Source organism: Oceanimonas doudoroffii, from assembly GCF_002242685.1.
Classification (GTDB): Bacteria; Pseudomonadota; Gammaproteobacteria; order Enterobacterales; family Aeromonadaceae; genus Oceanimonas; species Oceanimonas doudoroffii.
Window position 1 is genome coordinate 98325 of the sequence record NZ_NBIM01000008.1, and the last position, 19806, is coordinate 118130.

A 19806-nucleotide genomic window follows, 5' to 3' on the forward strand; every position below is an offset into this window, starting at 1 on the left:
CCATTCTCCTCGCCTCTGCCCCGTCCCCGCTCACGGCCGGGGCGGATAGTTATCCAGCAGCTCGGTTACCTGTTGTTCGATGATCCGGCTGCGCTCGGCTCCCTTGGTACTTTCGCCAGGAAAGCTGCCGCCATGGCGGCTGCGCCAGACCATTTTTCCGGTGGACGGGTTCTCCAGCCACAGCACCAATCGGATCAGGCGTTGCGGCCGGGCCCGAGGCTCGTCCCAGTCATCCCAGTAGTGATAGCCGGGCCAGTAGTGGCCCGAATAGCGCGCCGGGCGTAGCATGCGCGGCGCGGCGCTGTACCAGCGCACCTCTTCACTCAGTCCGAAATTCAGCCACAGCGAGGCCTGCTCCGGCTCGGTGAGCGTCAGGCCGCGAGCGGGCAGGGCGTCGACGGCGGCCTCGGCAATGCGGGCGCCGTCGAGAGAGCTTTTATCAGCGGTGGGGGCCAGTGCCACCGTGGTAAAGCGGCTGAAGTCGGTGTCTTCCGCGTAGTCATAGGGCGCGGCGCAGCCGCTCAGCAGTAACACCAGGGTGAATATACGCAGCATGGCAGCCTCCGGTTTTTCTAGGGCCAACAGTTAAGTGTTGGTCAAAAGCGCGCGGCAAGCAAGGGGGTCACTCGGGCACCAGCTCTCGGGCCAGTTCAAGCAGGGCCATGCGGGAAGGGTGGTCGCCCCTGTCCTTGTGCCAGGCAAAATAAAAGAACCGCTGCAGCGCCAGCTCGGGCACCGGCAGCGCCACCAGCCTGCCCTGGGCCAGCTCCCCGGCCACGCTCAGCCGGGACAGGCAACTCAGCCAGGGACGGTGGTGCAGCAGGCACAGAATGGTGGGCAGGTGAGGGTATTCCTGACGAATGCGCAAAGGCCCCAGCCGGCCCTGCAGGGCGCGTTCAAAGGTGTTGCGGGTGCCGGATCCGGATTCACGCAACACCCACTCGCAGCCGGCCAGCTGTTCCAGGCTGACCCGGGGCTGGCGGGCCAGGGGATGATCGGGGCGGCAGACGATCACCAGCTCGTCCCGGCACCAGGGCTCCAGCTTCAGCCACTTTTCCTGGGCGTGGGCTTCAATCAGCGCCATTTCCAGGCTGCCCTGATACAGCCGCTGCAGCAGGCTGTGGGTGTTGTCCACCGCCAGGGCAATATCCAGCTGGGGATAACGGCGGGAGCCGTATTCAATCAGTGCCGGAATGTGGTGATCGGCAATGGTGCGGCTGGCTCCCAGTCGAAGCCGGCCGGCGATCGGACTCTGACCGCGAAAGCCGCGCTCGATCAGGCTGCCTTCGGCCAGCATTTTCTGGGCCCTGGGGAGCAGCCACAGGCCCCAGGCGTTCAGCCTGAGGCCCCGGCCCAGGCGGTCAAACAGCGGGTGATTGAGCTGGCGTTCCAGCTCCCGCAGCGCCATGGTGGCCGCCGACTGGGTCATCGCCAGCTGGTCGGCGGCCCGGCTCAGGCTGCCGTTTTCTGCCACCGCCACAAACAGCCGCAGCTGCTTGAGGGTAAAACTCATGACGGGCGGGCCGGGAACAGGGCTTCGGCATCGTCGCCCACCAGGCGAATGTCCACTTGCTGGTGGGGAATGCGAATGTCGTGGCGACGCAGCCGTTCCAGCAACAGGCTGTGCAGCTCGTGGGTCATGGGCATGCGGTGGCCCATGTCGTTCACGTAGACCCGCACCTCATACACCAGCGCCGAGTCGGTCAGCTCGATCAGGAACACTTCGGGCACCGGGTTGTCGAGGATCAGGCTGCATTCGGCAATGGCTTCCCTGGTCAGCCGCTGCACCAGCTCGGTGTCGGCATCCAGCCGTACCCGCACATAGAGTTTGACCCGAGTAATGGCGTCCGACAGCGACCAGTTGACGAACTGCTCGGTGATAAAGGCCTTGTTGGGCACGATGATCTCCCGCCGATCCCAGTCCACTATGGTGGTGGCCCGGGTCTTGATCTTGGAGATGGTGCCGGTGAGATCGCGAATGGTGACGGTGTCACCGATGCGAATGGGCTTTTCAAACAGAATGATCAGGCCCGACACGAAGTTGGCGAAGATCTCCTGCAGGCCAAAACCCAGGCCCACCGATAGCGCCGCCACCAGCCATTGCAGCTTGGACCAGTCGATGCCGAGCATGGCAAAGGTGGCGAAGGCTCCCACCATCAGCACCAGGTATTTCGAGATGGTGGTAATGGCAAAGCCGGTGCCGGGCGACAGCTCCAGGTGCTGCAGTACGCTCAGCTCCATCAGTCCCGGCAGGTTGCGGGCGGTGACCAGGGTCAACACCACCAGAAAGACGGCGATCACCAGATCCTTGAGCGAGATCGGTACCAGGGTGTCTTCCCCGGCCAGGCTGCTGGACACATGCCACACCTCGATGCTGTCGAGAAAGCTGAAGGCGGTGTTGATCTCCGACCACAGCAACATCAGGCACAGCAAATAGCCCAGCATCAGCGCCGAGCGCAGCAGTCCCAGCGACTGGGCGCTGATGGTATCGAGGTCCACCTCGGCCACGGCGGCGGCTTCGGCTTCCGGGCTGGGGGGCGTTTCATGGGGCTCTTCCCGTTCCTTCTCCTTGCGCTGGGCCAGGATTTCGGCGCGCCTGGCCTTGGCCCGGTCAAAGGCCAGGCGGCGACGTTGCAGCAGCATCCAGCGGCGCACAGACAGGTAGGCCATGACAAAGCCGAGACCCGCCAGCACCGAAAATTCCAGCTGGCGCAGCAGGGTATGGGCGGTAAACAGATAGCCCATGGCGGCGGCGGCCAGGGCCAGCAGCGGAGACGTGATCAGCAGGCCCCACAGCAGGTGGTTGGCCAGGGTCAGGTGTTCCTGACGCGGGGTAGACACCAGCAGCGGCATGTCCTGGCGATAGAGCCGCCAGGAAAACAGGCTCATCAGCAGGCAGGTGTACATAAAGGCGAGCCGGCCCAGGGTTTCGTAAAGGGAGAACTCGCGGAATTCCCGGGCGGTATAAAGCAGCAGCAGCATGGGCAGCAGGCTCAGCATCAGGGTGCGGAACTGGCGCCAGACCCGGCGCACCTGCTCGGCGGGCAGGTTGAAGTGCATCACCAGCAGCCCCTTGGGCAGGGTGAGGTTGCCCACCAGCAGCAAAATAAACACCGGCAGCATCAGCTCTCTGAGCGCCGCCGCCAGGGACACGACGATGGGCGAGGCCAGGGGCGAGTCGATGGCATGAGACAGCAGCGACAGCAGCGCCGGCACCGGCAGGGCGGTGAGCAGGCTCAGCAGCAGGGTGTTAAAGGTATAGCCGTATTTGTCCTGAGTGACGTTGCCGATGCGCGGACCGATGCGCTCCAGGTAGTCGCGCAGGCTGCGCCGGCTCAGCAGCCAGAGGTAGAGCACCACCAGGGTACTGATGCCGTACAGGGTGAGACTGGCGCCGCCCTGTTGCTGTAACGCCCTGGGCAGTGCGGTCCAGGTGGCGCCGCGGGTCAGCCAGTTCAGGGTTTCCATCATGGCGGCGGGAAAGCCGCTGCCGACGGGGCGCAGATCCGGCAACCAGAACAGCCGTTCGTCGCTTAGCGCACGAATTTCCTCCAGCTGGCCGTTTTGTCGGCTGTAGGCCACCTTGAGCCGGGTCTGCTCGTGGATCTGGTTGTCGGTGGCCGCCAGCAGCCGCTCAAGCAGCCGGGCTCGAGTGGTAAGCAGCTCGTCGAGCAGCAGTTGCTGCTCTTCGCTCAGATCCTGCTCCAGGGTCAGCAGGCGGTTGCGGTAGCTGCTGTTGTGAATGTCATCGAGGGCTTCCTGGTAACCGAACTTGTCCACCCGGCTCTGTACGATGCGGGCTTCAAGCTGGGGCAGGGGATAGGGGGACGGCAGCTCGCTCAGGCGGTTGCGCAGGTTTTCCCCAAATCCGCGGCTGACCTGCAGCCACTCCAGTTGCTCCTTGAGGTTGTTCTTGAGGGTGGTGAGCTCCCCCACGCTGCCTTCCACCGCCTGGTTTTCCAGTTGCAGCGACTCTATGGTACGGCTGCGTTCCACCAGCTGGGCCGACAGCTGCTGGTTGCGCTCCTGCTCCCGGGTCAGCAGTGGCGAGTCGGTTTCCACCTCGTCGAGCAGCCGCTCACTCTCGGCAATGGCCGCCTCCGTGGTGGCCCGGCGCAGTTCATTCTGCCGGTTTTGCAGGGCGTCTATGTACTGGTCGAGATCGGTCAGCCGGTTTTGCAGTATCTCCAGCCGAAGCTTGTTGAGGTTGTCCCGGTTGCCCGATGACAGTTGTTCCAGCTCCAGCATCTGAATGCGCCGCTGCAGGGTCTGCTCCCGCACCATGGCCAGAATGCGGTTGGCGTTCTGCTGCCGGCTCTGATTCTCGGTAAATTGCAGTTCATCCAGCCCCTGCTGGGTCTGGCGCAGTTGCTGGCGCAGTTCGTCGAGCTGATTGAGCAGGCCACTGTTGCTGAGCTCCTGCAGGTTGAGGGTATTGGTCAGCTCTTCCCGCTGGCGCCTAAGCTCCAGCCGCCGGGCCTGGGCGTCCACCAGCGCCTGCTCCAGATCCGGGCCGTCGAGCAGAGGAATGCTTTCGGTGGAGGTGCCCTTGATCGCCGCCTTTTGTTGCTCCAGCTTTTTCAGTTCGGCCGGATATTTCTCCATGAACTGGCGCAGGCTCTCGGTCTGCTGGCGGTAGCGCTCTCCCTCGCGCACCAGCTGCAGCGCCTGGTTGTAGCTGTCACGCAGTTTCTGCAGCTCGGGTTTGTCGCCCTCGGGAATTTCTTTCAGCAGGGCCTCGATATCGGCCACGCTCTGATCCGCCGGCACCGGGGCCGGCAGCAACAACAGCATGAAAAACAGCAAAATGGGGGCAAACACGGCGGCGTCTCTCAGTCAGGCTTGTTCGGGTCAGTTCACCAGGCGGCCAAATTCGGTACCCATGCGAGTGGGCGTTCCCGGAATGAGTGCCTCGCTCAGGGTCACCCGGTCGGGGCCAAACAGGCACACAACGGTGCTGCCCAGCTTGAACCGGCCCATTTCCTCGCCCTTGGCCAGGCGCGGGGCGGTATCGGCGTCGTAGTCCCAGCGTTGTACCCGCTTGCCCGGCGGCGGGGTCACGGTGCCGGCCCAGACGGTTTCGATGCTGGCGACGATAGTGGCGCCCACCAGCACCATGGCCATGGGGCCGGCCTGAGTGTCAAAAATGCAGACTACCCGCTCGTTGCGGGCAAACAGTTCGGGCACCCGTGAAGCGGTAAGCGGGTTGACCGAAAACAGCTCGCCGGGCACATACACCATGGTTCTGAGCACGCCGTCCAGGGGCATGTGAATGCGGTGATAGTCCCGCGGTGCCAGATAGATGGTGGCGAAGTCGCCGCCGAGAAAGGGCGCGGCCAGGGCCTTGTCGCCTCCCAGCAGGGCGCGAGCACTGTAGTCGTGGCCCTTGGCCTGAATGATGCGGCCCTGCTCAATGGGGGCGAGCTGGCTGATGGCGCCGTCCACCGGCATGGCCAGCACATCGTCGCCTTCCACCAGGGGGCGCACACCGTCCTTTAACGGGCGGGTAAAAAAGGCGTTGAAGCTTTTATAGTGGTCCGGGTTTGAATGGGCGGCTTCACTCATGTCCACACGGTAGCGGCGAATAAAGTGTTTAATCAGCCACTGGGTCAGGGCACCGGCCTCCGCGGCGGCGAGCTTGCCCACCAGACGGGACAGCAAATGCTTGGGCAACGAGTATTGCAGCAAAATCTTGAAATGATCTTTCATTCTGAATTCACACGGTCAGGAGTTGGGATGATGACGGCCGGGCTTGTCGGCCATGGCGTCCATAATGCGGTGGTAGCTGTCGAGCCGCTCAGGGTGAATGCGGCCGTCGGCGGCGGCTTCCTGCAGCAGGCAGCCCGGATCGGTGCCGTGCTTGCAGTCGCGAAAGCGGCAGCCGCCCAGGTAGTCGCGAAACTCGCGAAAACACCAGGCCACCCGCTCGGGGGCCAGGTGCCAGAGGGAAAATTCGCGAATGCCGGGGGAGTCGATCAACGAGCCGCCGGTGGCAAAATGATACAGCCGGGCGGTGGTGGTGGTGTGCTGACCCAGGCCCGAGTTGTCGGACACGGCGCCGGTCTGGGCCTCGACATCGGGCATGATGGCGTTGACCAGAGATGACTTGCCCACCCCGGACTGGCCCACAAAGATGCTGGTGTGGCTGCTCAGTGCCTGTTGCAGTTCATCCAGGCCTTCGCCGGTGTCGCAGCTGACCAACAGCACCCGGTAGCCAATGTCCCGGTAGCGCTGCAAATCGCGTTCGGCGTCACGGCGCTGCTCGTCGCTCAGCAGATCCACCTTGTTCAGCACCAGCATGGGGGGCATTTCCACGTCCTCGGCGGCCACCAGGTAGCGGTCGATAATGTGGCAGCTCAACTCGGGCAATACCGCGGAGACCACCACAATTTGATCGATATTGGCGGCCACCGGCTTGATGCCGTCGTAATAGTCGGGGCGGGTAAGCACGGTGGCACGGGGGTGCACGGCCTCCACCACGCCACTGATGCCCTGCAGGGCATCGGTGCCCGGGCGCCAGACCACACGGTCGCCGGTGACCAGGGAGCCAATGGTGCGGCGCAGGTTACAGCGATGCACGCGGCCCTCGCCGTCTTCAATGTCCGCGTGCTGACCAAAGCGGCTGATTACCACCCCTTCCTCGGGGGCGCCCAACAGGGTGTCGTCTATCACCTCGGCCTGCTGTTTTTTCAGCCGGCGGCTGTGGTTATCGCTTACGCGGCGTTTCTGGCCTTTGCTCAGGCGTTTCTTCTTGGTCACGCTGTCCTCGAACCTGTTTTCACTGCCGGCTATGATACACTTTCCCGTTCAACCTTGTCCTTATTTGCCAAGCCGCAGGAAAGCAACCCATGAGCCAAAGTGCAGAAAATCTGGTGTGGATCGATCTGGAGATGACCGGTCTGGAGCCCGACGAACACCGCATCATCGAAATTGCCAGCATCGTTACCGACAAGGAGCTCAATATTCTGGCGGAAGGGCCGGTGCTGGCCATTCACCAGACGGCGGCCGAGCTTGGCAAGATGGACGACTGGAACGTGCGCACCCATACCGGCTCCGGTCTGGTGGATCGGGTAAAGGCCAGCACCATCACCGAAGCCGAGGCGGTGGCGCAGACCCTGGCGTTTTTACGTCAGTGGGTGCCGGAAGGCAGCTCGCCCCTGTGTGGTAATTCCATCGGTCAGGACCGGCGTTTTCTGGTGCGGCACATGCCGGAGCTGGAGGCCTTCTTTCATTACCGTAATGTGGATGTGAGCACCATCAAGGAGTTGGTGCGCCGCTGGCAGCCGACGCTGCTGGAACAGTTCACCAAGAAGGGCAGCCATCAGGCGCTGGACGATATTCGCGAGTCCATTGCCGAGCTGCAGTTCTATCGCCAGCATGTGTTCACCATTTAATCCACGGCAAGACGCTTTTTGAGCGTTTGGCGACATTTTCGGCAGTTGATAATCACCGTCAAAAAAAGGCTTGCATTCGATCGGGGCGTGCTTATAATTCGCCTCCCGTAGCCAAGAGGAAATGCGAAGCAAGCCACTGGTTACGTTGGATTGATTACGGTCAGCGCGGGAATAGCTCAGCTGGTAGAGCACAACCTTGCCAAGGTTGGGGTCGCGAGTTCGAATCTCGTTTCCCGCTCCAAATTACAACGATGGCGTTTCACCAGAACGGTATCCAGAAAGTTTTGCGGGAATAGCTCAGCTGGTAGAGCACAACCTTGCCAAGGTTGGGGTCGCGAGTTCGAATCTCGTTTCCCGCTCCAAATTAAAAAGCATGGGCCACCAGGCCGGTGTTTTAAAAGCAAGTAAAAATCTGCGGGAATAGCTCAGCTGGTAGAGCACAACCTTGCCAAGGTTGGGGTCGCGAGTTCGAATCTCGTTTCCCGCTCCAAATTGAAAAGCATGGGTCACCAGGCCGATGTTTTAAAAGCAAGTCAAAATCTGCGGGAATAGCTCAGCTGGTAGAGCACAACCTTGCCAAGGTTGGGGTCGCGAGTTCGAATCTCGTTTCCCGCTCCAAATTAAAAAACCGACCTCAGGGTCGGTTTTTTGCTTTTCGGAATCGGCGTATTGGTTCGTTCGGTCCCGCCATGCCTCCACGTGGCCGTACCTTCTCTTCGTTGAGCTGGTCTTTTCTGTTCAAGCGCCGTCGAGCTTTGTTCGGTTGTTTTATTGTTATGCTGGCAGGTCGCTTGTTGTCAGTTTGGCTTCTTTAGAGTCTCATTTTTTTGCTTTGGTATAAATGACCACTTTTAAACTTTTTGATGGTAAAAAAGAAAAAATAAGGCCTTTTAAAAAGTTCATTTGGGTTGCAGTGTTTGAATGTATAGGAAAAATGCACTTCTTCTTTCGGTTAGCATGATGTAACAACATTGTACTCACATACCGAGGGAGTAAGGTCGGATGAAAGATCATTCACTGTCGCTGGTGACTTGCCGGGAGCAGGTTCGGAGTCATTACCTGGCGGATGAAGCCAAGGTGATTGGGGCGCTGGCCTCCGGAGCGGCCATTTCCGCCGATGTGCGGCAGCGGATCTCCGCCCGGGCCGCCGAGCTGGTACGTCAGGTGCGGGCCGGCTCCACCCCGACCATGATGGAAAAGTTTCTGGCCCAGTACGGCCTGACCACCAAGGAAGGCGTGGCCCTGATGTGCCTGGCCGAGGCACTGCTGCGGGTACCGGACAGAAGCACCATTGATGAACTGATCGAAGACAAGATTTCTTCCGGCAACTGGGGCGAGCATCGCGGCCGCTCCAGTTCCTCGTTGATCAACAGTTCCACCTGGGCACTGTTGATCACCGGCAAGCTGTTGTCACCGGTTGACCGTCAGGGCCTGTCCTCCACCCTGCGGGGCATGGTCAAGCGTCTGGGCGAGCCGGTAGTACGCACCGCCGTAGGCCAGGCCATGAAAGAGATGGGCCGCCAGTTCGTGCTGGGCCGCAACATCGAAGAGGCGCTCAAGCGCGCCCAGAAATACGAAGCCCGTGGCTATACCTATTCCTACGACATGCTGGGTGAAGCGGCCCGTACCGATGCCGACGCCCTGCGCTACCACAAGGCCTATTCTTCCGCCATTGCTTCCCTGGCGCCGCACTGCAAGCATCAGGACATTCGCAAGAACCCCGGCATTTCGGTGAAGCTGTCGGCCCTGCATGCCCGTTACGAATTCGGCCAGAAAGCGCGGGTGATGCAGGAGCTGGTGCCCCGCACCCTGGTGCTGGCACAGCAGGCCAAGGCCGCCAACATGGGCTTTAACATCGATGCGGAAGAGGCGGATCGGCTGGATCTGTCCCTGGACGTGATCGAGGCCGTGCTGTCCGATTCAACCCTGGCGGGCTGGGATGGTTTCGGCATTGTGGTGCAGGCCTTCAGCAAGCGCGCCGCCCCCGTGCTCGACTGGCTGTACGCCCTGTCCGAGAAGCTGGATCGCCGCATCATGGTGCGTCTGGTTAAAGGTGCCTACTGGGATGCGGAAATCAAGCGCGCCCAGGTGATGGGTCTGGAAGGCTTTCCGGTGTTCACCCGCAAGGTCAACAGCGATCTGTCCTACATGGCCTGTGCCAAAAAGCTGCTGGGCATGACCGATCGCATCTACCCGCAGTTCGCGACCCACAACGCTCACTCGGTGTCGGCCATTCTTGAGCTGGCCCAGGACAAGGACTGTTTTGAATTTCAGCGCCTGCACGGCATGGGCGAGTCCCTGCACGACGCCGTGCTGACCAGCCAGGGCACCCGCTGCCGCATTTACGCGCCCGTGGGTGCACACCAGGATCTGCTGGCCTACCTGGTGCGTCGCCTGCTGGAAAACGGCGCCAACAGCTCCTTCGTCAACCAGATCGTCGATACCCGCATTCGGCCCGAAGACATTGCTCGGGATCCCTTTGATACGGTGGCGGCCATGGGGAACGAGGTATCAAGCAAGATCATTGCGCGCCCCGCCGATCTTTACGGTACTGGCCGTCGCAATGCCAAGGGCTGGGATATCACCAACCCGGTGGAAATGGCGGAGATCGATGCGGCCCGTGGTGCTTTCAGAGAGCATCAGTGGCAGGGCGGTCCGGTGATTGCCGGGGCGGTGACCAGTACCGAAATCGAAGACGTCCGCAACCCGGCGGTGCCGAGTGATGTGGTCGGAAAGCTGGTACAGGCCAATGCCGACGACATTGAAACCGCCATCGCCGCCGCTCGCAGCGGCGTGGAAATCTGGTCCGCCCTGCCGGTGGCTGAGCGCAGCGCGCGCATTTGCAAGGTGGCGGATCTGTTTGAAGAGCACGCCCCCGAGCTGTTTGCCCTGGCCACCCGGGAAGCGGGCAAGACCATGGCGGATGCGGTGGCGGAAATTCGCGAGGCCGTGGACTTCGCCCGTTACTATCCGAACGAAGCCGAGCGCAATCAGGACTTCGGCACCGGCCGTGGCGTAATCGCCTGTATCTCGCCCTGGAACTTTCCCCTGGCCATCTTTGCCGGGCAGGTGCTGGCGGGCCTGGCGGCCGGCAATGCGGTAATCGCCAAGCCCGCGGGCCAGACCGCGCTGATCGCCACTCGGGCGGTCGAGCTGATGCATCAGGCCGGCATTCCTCGCGAGGCCATTCAGCTGCTGCCCGGCAGCGGCAGCACGGTGGGTGCGGCGCTGACCTCGGATCCGCGCATCGACGGTGTCTGCTTTACCGGCTCCACCGCCACTGCCCAGCGCATCAACAAGGTGATGGCCGAGTCGATGAAGCCGAATGCGCCCCTGGTGGCGGAGACCGGCGGCCTGAACGCCATGATCGTGGACTCCACCGCCCTGCCAGAGCAGGTGGTGCGCGACGTACTGGCATCCTCTTTCCAGAGTGCCGGCCAACGCTGCTCTGCCCTGCGCATGCTCTATGTGCAGAAGGACATCGCCGATCACCTGCTGGCCATGCTGTTTGGCGCCATGGACGAGCTGCGCCTGGGCAATCCCTGGCACCTTGCCACCGATGTGGGACCGGTCATCGACGACAACGCCAAGCGTGGCATTGAGGCGCACTGCGAGAAGTTCGCGCGCATGGGGCGGGTGCTCAAGCAGCTGCCGGTACCCGCCGAAGGCCTGTTTGTGGCGCCGACCGTGATCAAGCTGGAAGGCATTCACGAGCTGGAAGAAGAAATCTTTGGCCCGGTACTGCATGTAGCGACCTTTGAGGCCCATGAGCTCGATCGCGTGGTGGATCAAATCAATGCCCAGGGCTTTGGCCTGACCTTTGGCCTGCACACGCGGGTCGACAAGCGGGTGGAGCGCATCACCAGCCGGATCAAGGTTGGTAATATCTATGTCAACCGCAACCAGATTGGTGCCATCGTCGGCTCCCAGCCCTTTGGCGGTGAAGGTCTCTCGGGCACCGGTCCCAAGGCGGGTGGTCCCCAGTATGTGCGCCGCTTTATGGCCAGTGCGAACGGCACCGGTGTGCAACCGGCACAAGCGGCGGCGGTTACCGCGGCCCAGGTGCAGGCGGCCATTGTGCAGCTGGATGGCAAGGACTGGGCGCGCTCCCAGAACCGGGCCGAGCGGCTGGCAACCCTGTTTGGCAGTGTGCCCGCGGCCCTGGATGCCCATGCGGAAGAGATGCCGGGCCCGACCGGTGAGCTGAACCGGCTGCGCTGTTTTGCCCGTGGCACCATCCTCTGCCTGGGGCCGGATTTGGCCTCGGCCATGACTCAGGCCGGCACCGCCCTGTCTCAGGGCAACGCCGTGGTGGTGGTGGCCCCGGGGGCTCAGGCCGCGCTGGAAGGCGCGGTGGCCGCGGGCATTCCGGCCATCGGCCTGGACGGCCTGTTGCGGCCCGAAGCGCTCGAGACCCTCACCGGGTTTGAGGCGGTGACCAGTGGCGCCGATAGCGACACCCTGCGTCAGTACCGTGTGGCCCTGGCCCGACGTGACGGGGCCCTGTTGCCGTTGATCACCGAGCAGTCGTTGCCCGAGCGCTTCGTGCTTGAGCGTCACCTCTGCGTTGATACCACCGCCGCCGGCGGCAACGCCAGCCTGATCGCGACCTCGGAGTAACAAGCAAAACGGCCGTGACCCGGTTCAACGGGTCACGGCCGTGGCGTTACCTGGCCTCGGCCGGTTTAGATGCCGACGGGGCCGATATCCCGCACGTTTTCCATCACCACAAAGGTGCTGGTCTGCAGCACATGGGGAAGGGCGGAGATCTTCTCTCCCAGCACCATGCGGTAGGATGCCATGTCCTTGGTACGCACCTTCAGCAGGTAGTCAAAGCCCCCGGCGATCATGTGGCACTGCTCCACTTCGGTGATCTTGAGGGCCGCCTTGTTAAAGGCCGAGAGGGCCTTGCTGCTGGTATCGCTCAGGGTGATCTGCACAAAGGCGATATGGCTCATGCCGAGCTTGCTCTGATCCACCAGGGCGGTATAACCCTTGATGTATCCCTGTTCTTCCAGCTTGCGCATTCTCAGCTGGCAGGGGGTTTTTGACAATCCTACCCGTGATGCCAGCTCGGTCAGCGTCATGCGGGCATTTTCCTGAAGTTCCTTGATGATCTGCTGATCGGCCCTGTCCAGATGTCCCATGGTTAGCCTCACCTGTAGAATTTATGAATAGTCTGGCACATCAAGTGTGCCTCATAAGTCTACAAGCGTTTTATTTTTGGTAAAACTGTCCTTTTGCTTCAGGCTTGAGTGTGCCTTTGTGCTTAGCGCGCATGGGTGGGCATGCCCTTATCCACGGCGCGAATCAACCGGGCAGTCTTGCGATCCTGGCGGGCCAGCTTGTCTGCCTGCCGGGCCAGGGCCCAGTCGATATGCTCCCGCACCATGTCATCCACCTGGTCACGTTTTTGCTCCAGGGCAAACACCACCATGGGGCTGGCGGGGGCGTTGCCCAGGGCCACGGCGATATTGCGCAGCCAGCGGCGGTGACCGATACGGCGAATGGGGCTGCCCTCGGTCATGCTCAGAAAGTGTGTCTCGCTCCAGTCAAACAGCTCCAGCAATTGCGGTGCATGCAGCCGCTCCCGTGGGGCAAAGTCCGGCTCCTGGCTGGCATTGGCAAAGCGGTTCCAGGGACAGATCAGCTGGCAGTCGTCGCAGCCGTAAATGCGATTGCCCATCAGCGGACGAAATTCTTCCGGAATGGGGCCGTCCAGCTCTATGGTGAGGTAGGAAATGCAGCGGCGGGCGTCCACCACATAGGGTTCAACAATGGCCTGGGTCGGGCAGATGGTGAGACAGGCCACGCAGTTGCCACAGCCTTCTGCCACCGGCTGGTCCACCGGCAGCGGCAGGTTGACCAACAGCTCACCGAGGAAAAAGAACGAGCCCTGCTCCTTGTTGAGCACCAGGGAATGCTTGCCGGTCCAGCCCAGGCCGGCGTTCACCGCCAGCGGTCGTTCCAGCACCGGCGCCGAGTCCACAAAGGGGCGGGCGACCAGCTTCTCGGCCCGCTCGGCGATTTTGTCCGCCAGCTTCTTCAGCCGGTTGCGCAGCACCTTGTGATAGTCCCGCCCCAGCGCATAACGGCTGATGTAGCCTTTGTCCGGGTCGCTCAGCACATGGGCGATGGCCGCGTGTTCGGGCATATAGTTCATGCGCACCGAAATGACCCGCAGGGTACCCGGCAGCAGTTCATGGGGGCGGGCCCGCATCATGCCGTGGCGGGCCATGTAGTCCATTTCGCCGTGATAGCCTTTTGCCAGCCAGTCCGCCAGCTGCGACTCGTGTTCGGACAGATCGGTACCGGTAATGCCGGCCTGGTCAAAGCCTAGCTCTGCCGCCCAGAGCTTGATATCGTGAGCCAACGCAGCAAAATCGGGAGTGGTCATGAGCATTACCGGTCTGGAAAAGCCCCATATTCTAACACAAGGGATCTGGCTGCCGGAGCAGATCAAGCAGGGGGAACGGCAGGCCGCCGCGGCCATGGGCATGACCTTGTTTGAGTTGATGTCCCGGGCCGGTCTGGCGGCCTTTGAACTGGCCCGCCGGCAATGGCCTGGGGCTCGGCACTGGTGGGTATTTTGCGGCGGTGGCAACAACGGCGGCGACGGCTATGTGCTGGCCCGGCTGGCCCGGGCCGCCGGCCTTCGGGTGCAGCTGGTGCAGATGGGCGATGCCGAGGCGCTAAACGGCGATGCCGCCATCGCCCGGGATCACTACCGGGCCGACGGCGGCGCCATCGAAACCCTGGGGGCACTGCAGGGCGAGCCGGATCTGGTCATCGACGCCCTGCTCGGCACCGGCCTGAGCGGCGCACCGCGGGAGCCGGCCAGGCAGCACATTGCCGCCATCAACCGGCTGGGTGTGCCGGTGCTGGCGGTGGATTTGCCTTCCGGGCTGTGTGCCGGCAGCGGTTGCATTCCCGCCGAGGCGGTGGCGGCCGATGCCACCCTCAGCTTTGTCGGACTCAAGCCCGGGTTGCTGACCGGACGCGGGCCGGACGTGTGCGGCCGGTTGTGGCTGGCGGATCTGGGCATTCAGCACCGATTGAGGCAGGCGCCAACCTTGCAGTTGCTGCACTGGAACTCCGAGCGTGAGCATCTGCCTCGGCGCCGACAGGGGGCCCACAAGGGAGAGGCCGGCCGGCTGCTGGTGGCGGGCGGTAATGAAGGCATGAGTGGTGCCATTCGGCTGGCGGGTGAGGCGGCGTTGCGCTGTGGTAGCGGCCTGGTGCGGCTGGTCAGTCACGCCAGCCATGTGCAGTTGCTCAACCTGACCCGTCCCGAGTTGATGACCGCCAGTTTTCCCGGTTTTGACCAGTGGTCCTGGGCCGATGCCCTGGTGCTGGGGCCCGGGCTGGGCCGGAATGACTGGAGCCGGGCGCTGTTGACCGCCGCCCTGCATGCCGGCCGGCCCATGGTGATCGACGCCGATGCCCTGCATTTGCTGGCAGGCCGGGCGCCGGCTCGGGTCGTGATTACGCCCCATGCGGGAGAGGCTGCGGCCCTGCTGGACTGCACCGCCGCCGAAGTGGAAAGCGACAGGCTCGGCGCGGTGCGGCAATTGCGGGAACAAACCGGTGCCGTGGTGGTCCTGAAAGGGGCCGGCACCCTGGTTGCCGGCGAACACGGCCTGGCCCTTTGTCCCCATGGCAATCCGGGCATGGCATCGGGAGGCATGGGGGATTTGTTATCTGGTATAATCGGCGCTTTTCTGGCCCAGGGCATAGAGCCCGAGGCCGCGGCCCGGCTTGGCGTATGCTTGCACGCCCGGGCCGGCGACCTGGCCGCCGCGTCCGGCATGGTCGGCATGCTGGCATCGGACTTGCTTACACCTATTAGACGCCTTATCAATCAGACGGAAGAACATGACAACAACAAGCCTGACGCTGACACTGGCCGATGAACAAGCAACCCTGGCACTGGGCGCAACCCTGGCCCGGGCTTGTGACGGCGCCTGTGTCGTTTTTTTGCATGGTGAGCTGGGGGCGGGTAAAACCACCTTCAGCCGGGGTGTGGTCCAGGCACTTGGTCATCAGGGCAAGGTCAAAAGTCCCACCTATACCCTGGTGGAGCCCTATCAGTGTGGTGAGCGCGCCATTTATCACTTTGACCTCTACCGCCTGGCGGATCCGGAAGAGCTGGAATACATGGGCATTCGGGATTATTTCACCGACAACAGCCTGTGCCTGGTGGAGTGGCCGGAGCGGGGAGCCGGCATGCTGCCGGCCCCGGATCTGGACATTACCCTGAGCTACCATGGCGAGGCCCGCCGAGTGATGCTGCAGGCCTACTCCGCGACCGGCCGGCAACTGCTGAAGGCGGTGCAAGCATGAGAACCCTGCTGGCATTGATGTGTCTGCTGTGTACCACCACGGCCTGGGCCAACCAGTTGCAGGGCATTCGCATCTGGCCCTCGCCCGACAATACCCGCATTGTGCTCGACATGCAGGCCTCGCCCCGCTTCGATTACTTTCTGCTGAACGGGCCGGACCGGCTGGTGGTGGATCTGGCCCAGACCCAGGGGCGGGTCAATTTTTCCGCCATCAAGAACAGCGGCGAGCTGGTTACCCGTATTCGCGAGAGCAAGCCGCCGCAGCCGGGCAGCTACCGGCTGGTGTTTGAACTCAAGGCCGCGGCCAAGCCGGTGGTGTTTCCCCTTGCGCCGGCGGGGGACTATGGTCACCGCCTGGTGATTGACCTGCCCTACCAGGATCAGAGCCGCAAGCCGCAACAGCCGGCCCGCAAGCTGGCGCCGGCGGGGCTGCGTGAGCTGGTGATCGCGGTGGATGCCGGCCACGGTGGTGAGGACCCGGGGGCCATCGGCCCGAAGAAAAATCGGGAAAAGCACGTGACCCTGGCCATTTCCCGCCGGCTGGCAGAACTCATCAACCAGGAGCCGGGCATGCGCGCCGTGCTGACCCGCAGCGGCGATTATTATGTCAACCTCAACAAGCGCTCGGAAATTGCCCGTAAGGCCAAGGCCGACCTGCTGCTGTCGATTCATGCCGACAGCGTGGCTAACCAGGGGCCGCGCGGCGCCTCGGTATGGTTGCTGTCGTCCAATCGGGCCAACCGGGAAATGGCCGGCTGGCTGGAAAAGCAGGAGCAGCAGTCGGAATTGCTGGGCGGCGTGGGCGAGGTGATTTCCCAGACCGACGGCAATCCCTATCTCACCCGCACCTTCCTCGACTTGTCCATGGACAGGTCCCGGGCCGACAGTTACGCCATCAGCGAACACATTTTGTCGGAAATGGCCAAGGTGGTGCGGCTGCACAAGCGCAAGCCCGAGCACGCCAGCCTGGCGGTACTGAAGTCACCGGACATTCCCTCGCTGCTGATCGAGGCGGGCTTTATCTCCAACCCGCACGAGGAGCGCCTGCTGCTCAGCGCCGATCACCAGCAGAAGATAGCCCGGGCGGTGTTTAACGGCGTCAAGTCCTATTACCGGCAAAACCCGCCCAACGGCACCATGATGGCGGCGCGGGCCGCCCCCGGTGCCGCCGTTCGGCACACGGTGAGAAGTGGCGAAAGCCTGTCGGTGATCGCCCGTCGCTACGGCGTGTCGGTCAGTCGCATCAAGGGCCACAACGATCTGAGTTCGGACGTGGTGCGGGTGGGCCAGGTGCTCAACATTCCGGGTAGCTGACCATGGCCATACAAATACTGCCGGCCCGGCTGGCCAACCAGATTGCCGCCGGCGAAGTGGTGGAGCGACCCGCTTCTGTGGTTAAGGAGCTGGTGGAAAACAGCCTGGACGCCGGCGCCACCCGCATTGAGGTGGACATTGAAAAGGGCGGCGCCAAGCTGATTCGCATTCGTGACAACGGCGGCGGCATTCCTCGGGACGAGCTGACCCTGGCGCTGTCCCGTCACGCCACCTCCAAGGTCAGCAGCCTGGCGGATCTGGAAGCTATTCTCAGCCTGGGCTTTCGCGGTGAGGCACTGGCCTCCATCAGCTCGGTGTCCCGGCTGGTGCTCAGCGCCCGCACCGCGGAGCAGGAGCAGGGCTGGCAGGCGGTGGCCGAGGGCCGGGATATGGTGGTGCAACTGCAACCGGCATCGCACCCGGTGGGTACCACGGTGGAGGTGAGCGATCTGTTCTTCAACACCCCGGCCCGGCGGCGTTTTATGCGTACCGAGAAGACCGAGTTTGGTCATATCGACGAGGTGCTCAGGCGCATCGCCCTCAGCCGTTTTGATGTGGACCTCATCTTGCGCCACAACGGCAAGCCGGTGCGGCAGTACCGGGCCGGGCGGCTGCCGTCCCAGCAGGACAAGCGGCTGGCGGCGGTGTGCGGCCCGGCCTTTGTGGCCTCGGCGCTGAAGTTCGACAGCGAGCACCATGGCCTGCGGCTGTGGGGCTGGCTGGCGCCGCCCTCGGCGGCCCGGGCCCAACCGGATTTGCAATATACCTATGTCAATGGCCGCATGATGCGCGACAAGCTGCTTAACCACGCGGTGCGCCAGGCCTATGGAGAACGGCTGCCGGCGGAAGGGCATGGTGCCTTTGTGCTTTATCTGGAGCTGGATGCTCGAGAAGTGGACGTCAATGTGCATCCTGCCAAGCATGAGGTGCGCTTTCACCAGGCCCGGCTGGTACACGACTTTATCTATCAGGTGCTGCATCAGGCCCTGGCCGAGGCGCCCGTGGCAGCTCCGGCCTCGGCCGCCGAGCCGGACGCCGGCTACGAGGCCGAACGCTATGATCCGCCGGCACCGACGTCATCTCCCCGTTATGCGCCCGCCGGTCATGGTTACGGTCAGCGCCCGGAGCCTGCCCGTGACGGCGGCATCAGCCGCGGGCAGTGGCAGGGGCTAGATGGCCTGATGACCACGCTGCCGAGAGCCGAGAATGTCAGGCCGGCCCCGGCGCCAACCACGATACCGGTCGGCGAGGCACCTTCCGGGGGGCCGTTGCTGCTGGAGCGGCAGCGCTTTCTGGTGGTGCTGTATCGGGAACGGCTGTGGCTGTGCGAACTCAACCAGGCACAGGCCTGGCTTGATGGCAGGGCGCTGCTGGCGGCCTGGCAGCAGGGGCTGACGCCCCAACCCCTGCTGCTGCCGATTCGGCTGGCGCTGCCGGCGGCCCGGCAGGGAGCGCTGCAACGGCATGAGGCGCTGCTGCAAAAGCTGGGCATCGAGTTGAAAACCGGTTCCGGTGACACCATTATTCTCACCCGGGTGCCTCAGCCCCTGCGTCACGCCGATCTGGCCCGGCTTTTTCCCGAGCTGCTGGCGCGACTGGAGCAGGAGCAGGCGCGCCGTCCCGAGGCCTTGTGTCAGTGGCTGACGCAACAGGCGGTGCCGAACGAGGAGTGGAGCTGGAGTCGGGCCACGGCGCTGTGGCAACGGCTGGCTCCCGAACTGAATGAAACCCTGCCGGATTTTCTGCGTCCGGTAGAGATGGAACAGCAACTGAACAGGTGGATAAATGGGGACTGAGCCCCTGGCGATTTTTCTGATGGGGCCGACCGCCTCGGGCAAGACCGGTCTGGCGATGGAGTTGTGCCGTCAGCTGCCCTGCGACATTATCAGCGTCGATTCGGCACTGGTGTATAAAGGCATGAACATCGGCACCGCCAAGCCCACCGCCGAGGAGCTGGTGGCCACGCCACACCGGCTGATCGATCTTATCGATCCGGCCGAGGCCTATTCTGCCGCCGACTTTCGCCGGGATGCGCTGGCTGCCATGACGGAAGTCACCCAGGCCGGCCGTATTCCGCTGCTGGTAGGGGGCACCATGCTCTATTTCAAGGCCCTGCTGGAAGGCCTGTCGCCCTTGCCGGCGGCCGACCCCGATGTGCGCACCGGCATCGAGCGTGAGGCCGCCGAGCGAGGCTGGGAGGCCCTGCATCAGGAGCTGGCGCGCATTGACCCGGTGTCGGCGGCGCGCATTCATCCCAACGATCCCCAGCGGCTGTCCCGGGCACTGGAGGTTTTTCGCATTTCCGGTAAAACGCTCACAGAATTGACCGAGTGCAAGGGTGATCCCTTGCCTTACAAAGTGTTACAGTTTGCCATCGCACCCGCCGAACGGGCCGAGCTGCACCGGCGCATTAACGAGCGCTTTCGGCTGATGCTGGAGCAGGGATTTGAACATGAGGTGCGGGCCCTGTATGAGCGCGGCGATCTGCATGCCGGCCTGCCCTCCATTCGCTGCGTGGGCTACCGGCAAATGTGGGATTACCTGAGCGGCGTTGTCGGCTATGATGAAATGGTCGAACGGGGCATGGCCGCTACCCGCCAGCTGGCCAAGCGGCAGCTAACCTGGCTGCGCGGCTGGCCCGAGCTGACCTGGCTGGACACAGACGACAAGGACGTCTGCCGGCAACTGGTCGAACGAGTCCGGCGGGCTCATAATCAAACAAAACAATAATAACTTTTCACTATTACAAAAGATAA

14 protein-coding genes and 4 tRNA genes are annotated in these 19806 nt (G+C 62.9%); 11 read left to right on the forward strand and 7 right to left on the reverse strand.

The window, feature by feature from the left end; all coding sequences use genetic code 11:
- Positions 1-30: 30 nt before the first annotated feature.
- The 5 genes from B6S08_RS16340 to rsgA all read right to left on the reverse strand — a co-directional run bounded on the left by B6S08_RS16340 (position 31) and on the right by rsgA (position 6759).
- Complete coding sequence (locus tag B6S08_RS16340) at positions 31-555, reverse strand: DUF4136 domain-containing protein (protein ID WP_094201872.1); 525 nt, start codon at positions 553-555, stop codon at positions 31-33.
- Positions 556-622: 67 nt separating this feature from the next.
- On the reverse strand, positions 623-1513 hold the full coding sequence (locus B6S08_RS16345; RefSeq protein WP_094201873.1) for a LysR substrate-binding domain-containing protein: 891 nt from the start codon (positions 1511-1513) through the stop codon (positions 623-625).
- On the reverse strand, positions 1510-4821 hold the full coding sequence (gene mscM, locus B6S08_RS16350) for a miniconductance mechanosensitive channel MscM (protein WP_094201874.1): 3312 nt from the start codon (positions 4819-4821) through the stop codon (positions 1510-1512). The genes B6S08_RS16345 and mscM overlap by 4 nt, the downstream gene beginning before the upstream one ends.
- A 30-nt stretch (positions 4822-4851) precedes the next feature.
- Positions 4852-5709: an archaetidylserine decarboxylase gene (gene asd / locus B6S08_RS16355; protein WP_094201875.1), complete on the reverse strand. Its 858-nt coding sequence runs from the start codon at positions 5707-5709 to the stop codon at positions 4852-4854.
- 15 nt (positions 5710-5724) lie between these two features.
- The gene (gene rsgA / locus B6S08_RS16360; RefSeq protein ID WP_094201876.1) at positions 5725-6759 is read right to left on the reverse strand and encodes a small ribosomal subunit biogenesis GTPase RsgA; all 1035 of its coding nucleotides are present in this window, start codon (positions 6757-6759) and stop codon (positions 5725-5727) included.
- 89 nt (positions 6760-6848) lie between these two features.
- On the opposite strand from rsgA, the gene orn reads away from it, so the two are divergent.
- The 6 genes from orn to putA all read left to right on the forward strand — a co-directional run bounded on the left by orn (position 6849) and on the right by putA (position 12014).
- Complete coding sequence (gene orn, locus B6S08_RS16365; protein WP_094201877.1) at positions 6849-7394, forward strand: oligoribonuclease; 546 nt, start codon at positions 6849-6851, stop codon at positions 7392-7394.
- 165 nt (positions 7395-7559) lie between these two features.
- Positions 7560-7635 (forward strand) — tRNA-Gly (locus tag B6S08_RS16370).
- Between the two features lie 45 nt (positions 7636-7680).
- Positions 7681-7756, forward strand: a tRNA-Gly gene (locus B6S08_RS16375).
- Between the two features lie 52 nt (positions 7757-7808).
- Positions 7809-7884: transfer RNA gene (locus B6S08_RS16380), tRNA-Gly, on the forward strand.
- A 52-nt stretch (positions 7885-7936) separates the two neighbouring features.
- Positions 7937-8012: transfer RNA gene (locus B6S08_RS16385), tRNA-Gly, on the forward strand.
- A 384-nt stretch (positions 8013-8396) separates the two neighbouring features.
- The gene (gene putA, locus B6S08_RS16390) at positions 8397-12014 is read left to right on the forward strand and encodes a bifunctional proline dehydrogenase/L-glutamate gamma-semialdehyde dehydrogenase PutA (protein ID WP_094201878.1); all 3618 of its coding nucleotides are present in this window, start codon (positions 8397-8399) and stop codon (positions 12012-12014) included.
- 65 nt (positions 12015-12079) lie between these two features.
- Here putA and B6S08_RS16395 read toward each other — a convergent pair whose 3' ends face one another.
- Together B6S08_RS16395 and queG are read right to left on the reverse strand one after the other, a co-directional pair.
- On the reverse strand, positions 12080-12541 hold the full coding sequence (locus B6S08_RS16395; protein ID WP_094201879.1) for an Lrp/AsnC family transcriptional regulator: 462 nt from the start codon (positions 12539-12541) through the stop codon (positions 12080-12082).
- Between the two features lie 122 nt (positions 12542-12663).
- Complete coding sequence (gene queG / locus B6S08_RS16400; RefSeq protein ID WP_094201880.1) at positions 12664-13791, reverse strand: tRNA epoxyqueuosine(34) reductase QueG; 1128 nt, start codon at positions 13789-13791, stop codon at positions 12664-12666.
- On the opposite strand from queG, the gene B6S08_RS16405 reads away from it, so the two are divergent.
- Genes B6S08_RS16405 through miaA form a run of 5 tightly spaced genes read left to right on the forward strand, consistent with a single transcriptional unit; the run spans position 13790 to position 19780 of the window.
- Positions 13790-15307, forward strand: coding sequence for an NAD(P)H-hydrate dehydratase (locus tag B6S08_RS16405; protein ID WP_094201881.1), 1518 nt, complete (start codon positions 13790-13792; stop codon positions 15305-15307). The genes queG and B6S08_RS16405 overlap by 2 nt on opposite strands.
- Entirely contained in the window at positions 15270-15737 is a 468-nt protein-coding gene (gene tsaE, locus B6S08_RS16410; protein WP_094201882.1) for a tRNA (adenosine(37)-N6)-threonylcarbamoyltransferase complex ATPase subunit type 1 TsaE, read from the forward strand. Before B6S08_RS16405 ends, tsaE begins: the two co-directional genes overlap by 38 nt.
- Positions 15734-17050, forward strand: a complete 1317-nt coding sequence (locus tag B6S08_RS16415) for an N-acetylmuramoyl-L-alanine amidase (RefSeq protein ID WP_094201883.1) — start codon at positions 15734-15736, stop codon at positions 17048-17050. Before tsaE ends, B6S08_RS16415 begins: the two co-directional genes overlap by 4 nt.
- Positions 17051-17052: 2 nt before the next feature.
- The gene (mutL, locus tag B6S08_RS16420; RefSeq protein ID WP_094201884.1) at positions 17053-18846 is read left to right on the forward strand and encodes a DNA mismatch repair endonuclease MutL; all 1794 of its coding nucleotides are present in this window, start codon (positions 17053-17055) and stop codon (positions 18844-18846) included.
- Entirely contained in the window at positions 18836-19780 is a 945-nt protein-coding gene (gene miaA, locus B6S08_RS16425) for a tRNA (adenosine(37)-N6)-dimethylallyltransferase MiaA (protein ID WP_094201885.1), read from the forward strand. The genes mutL and miaA overlap by 11 nt, the downstream gene beginning before the upstream one ends.
- Positions 19781-19806: the final 26 nt, after the last annotated feature.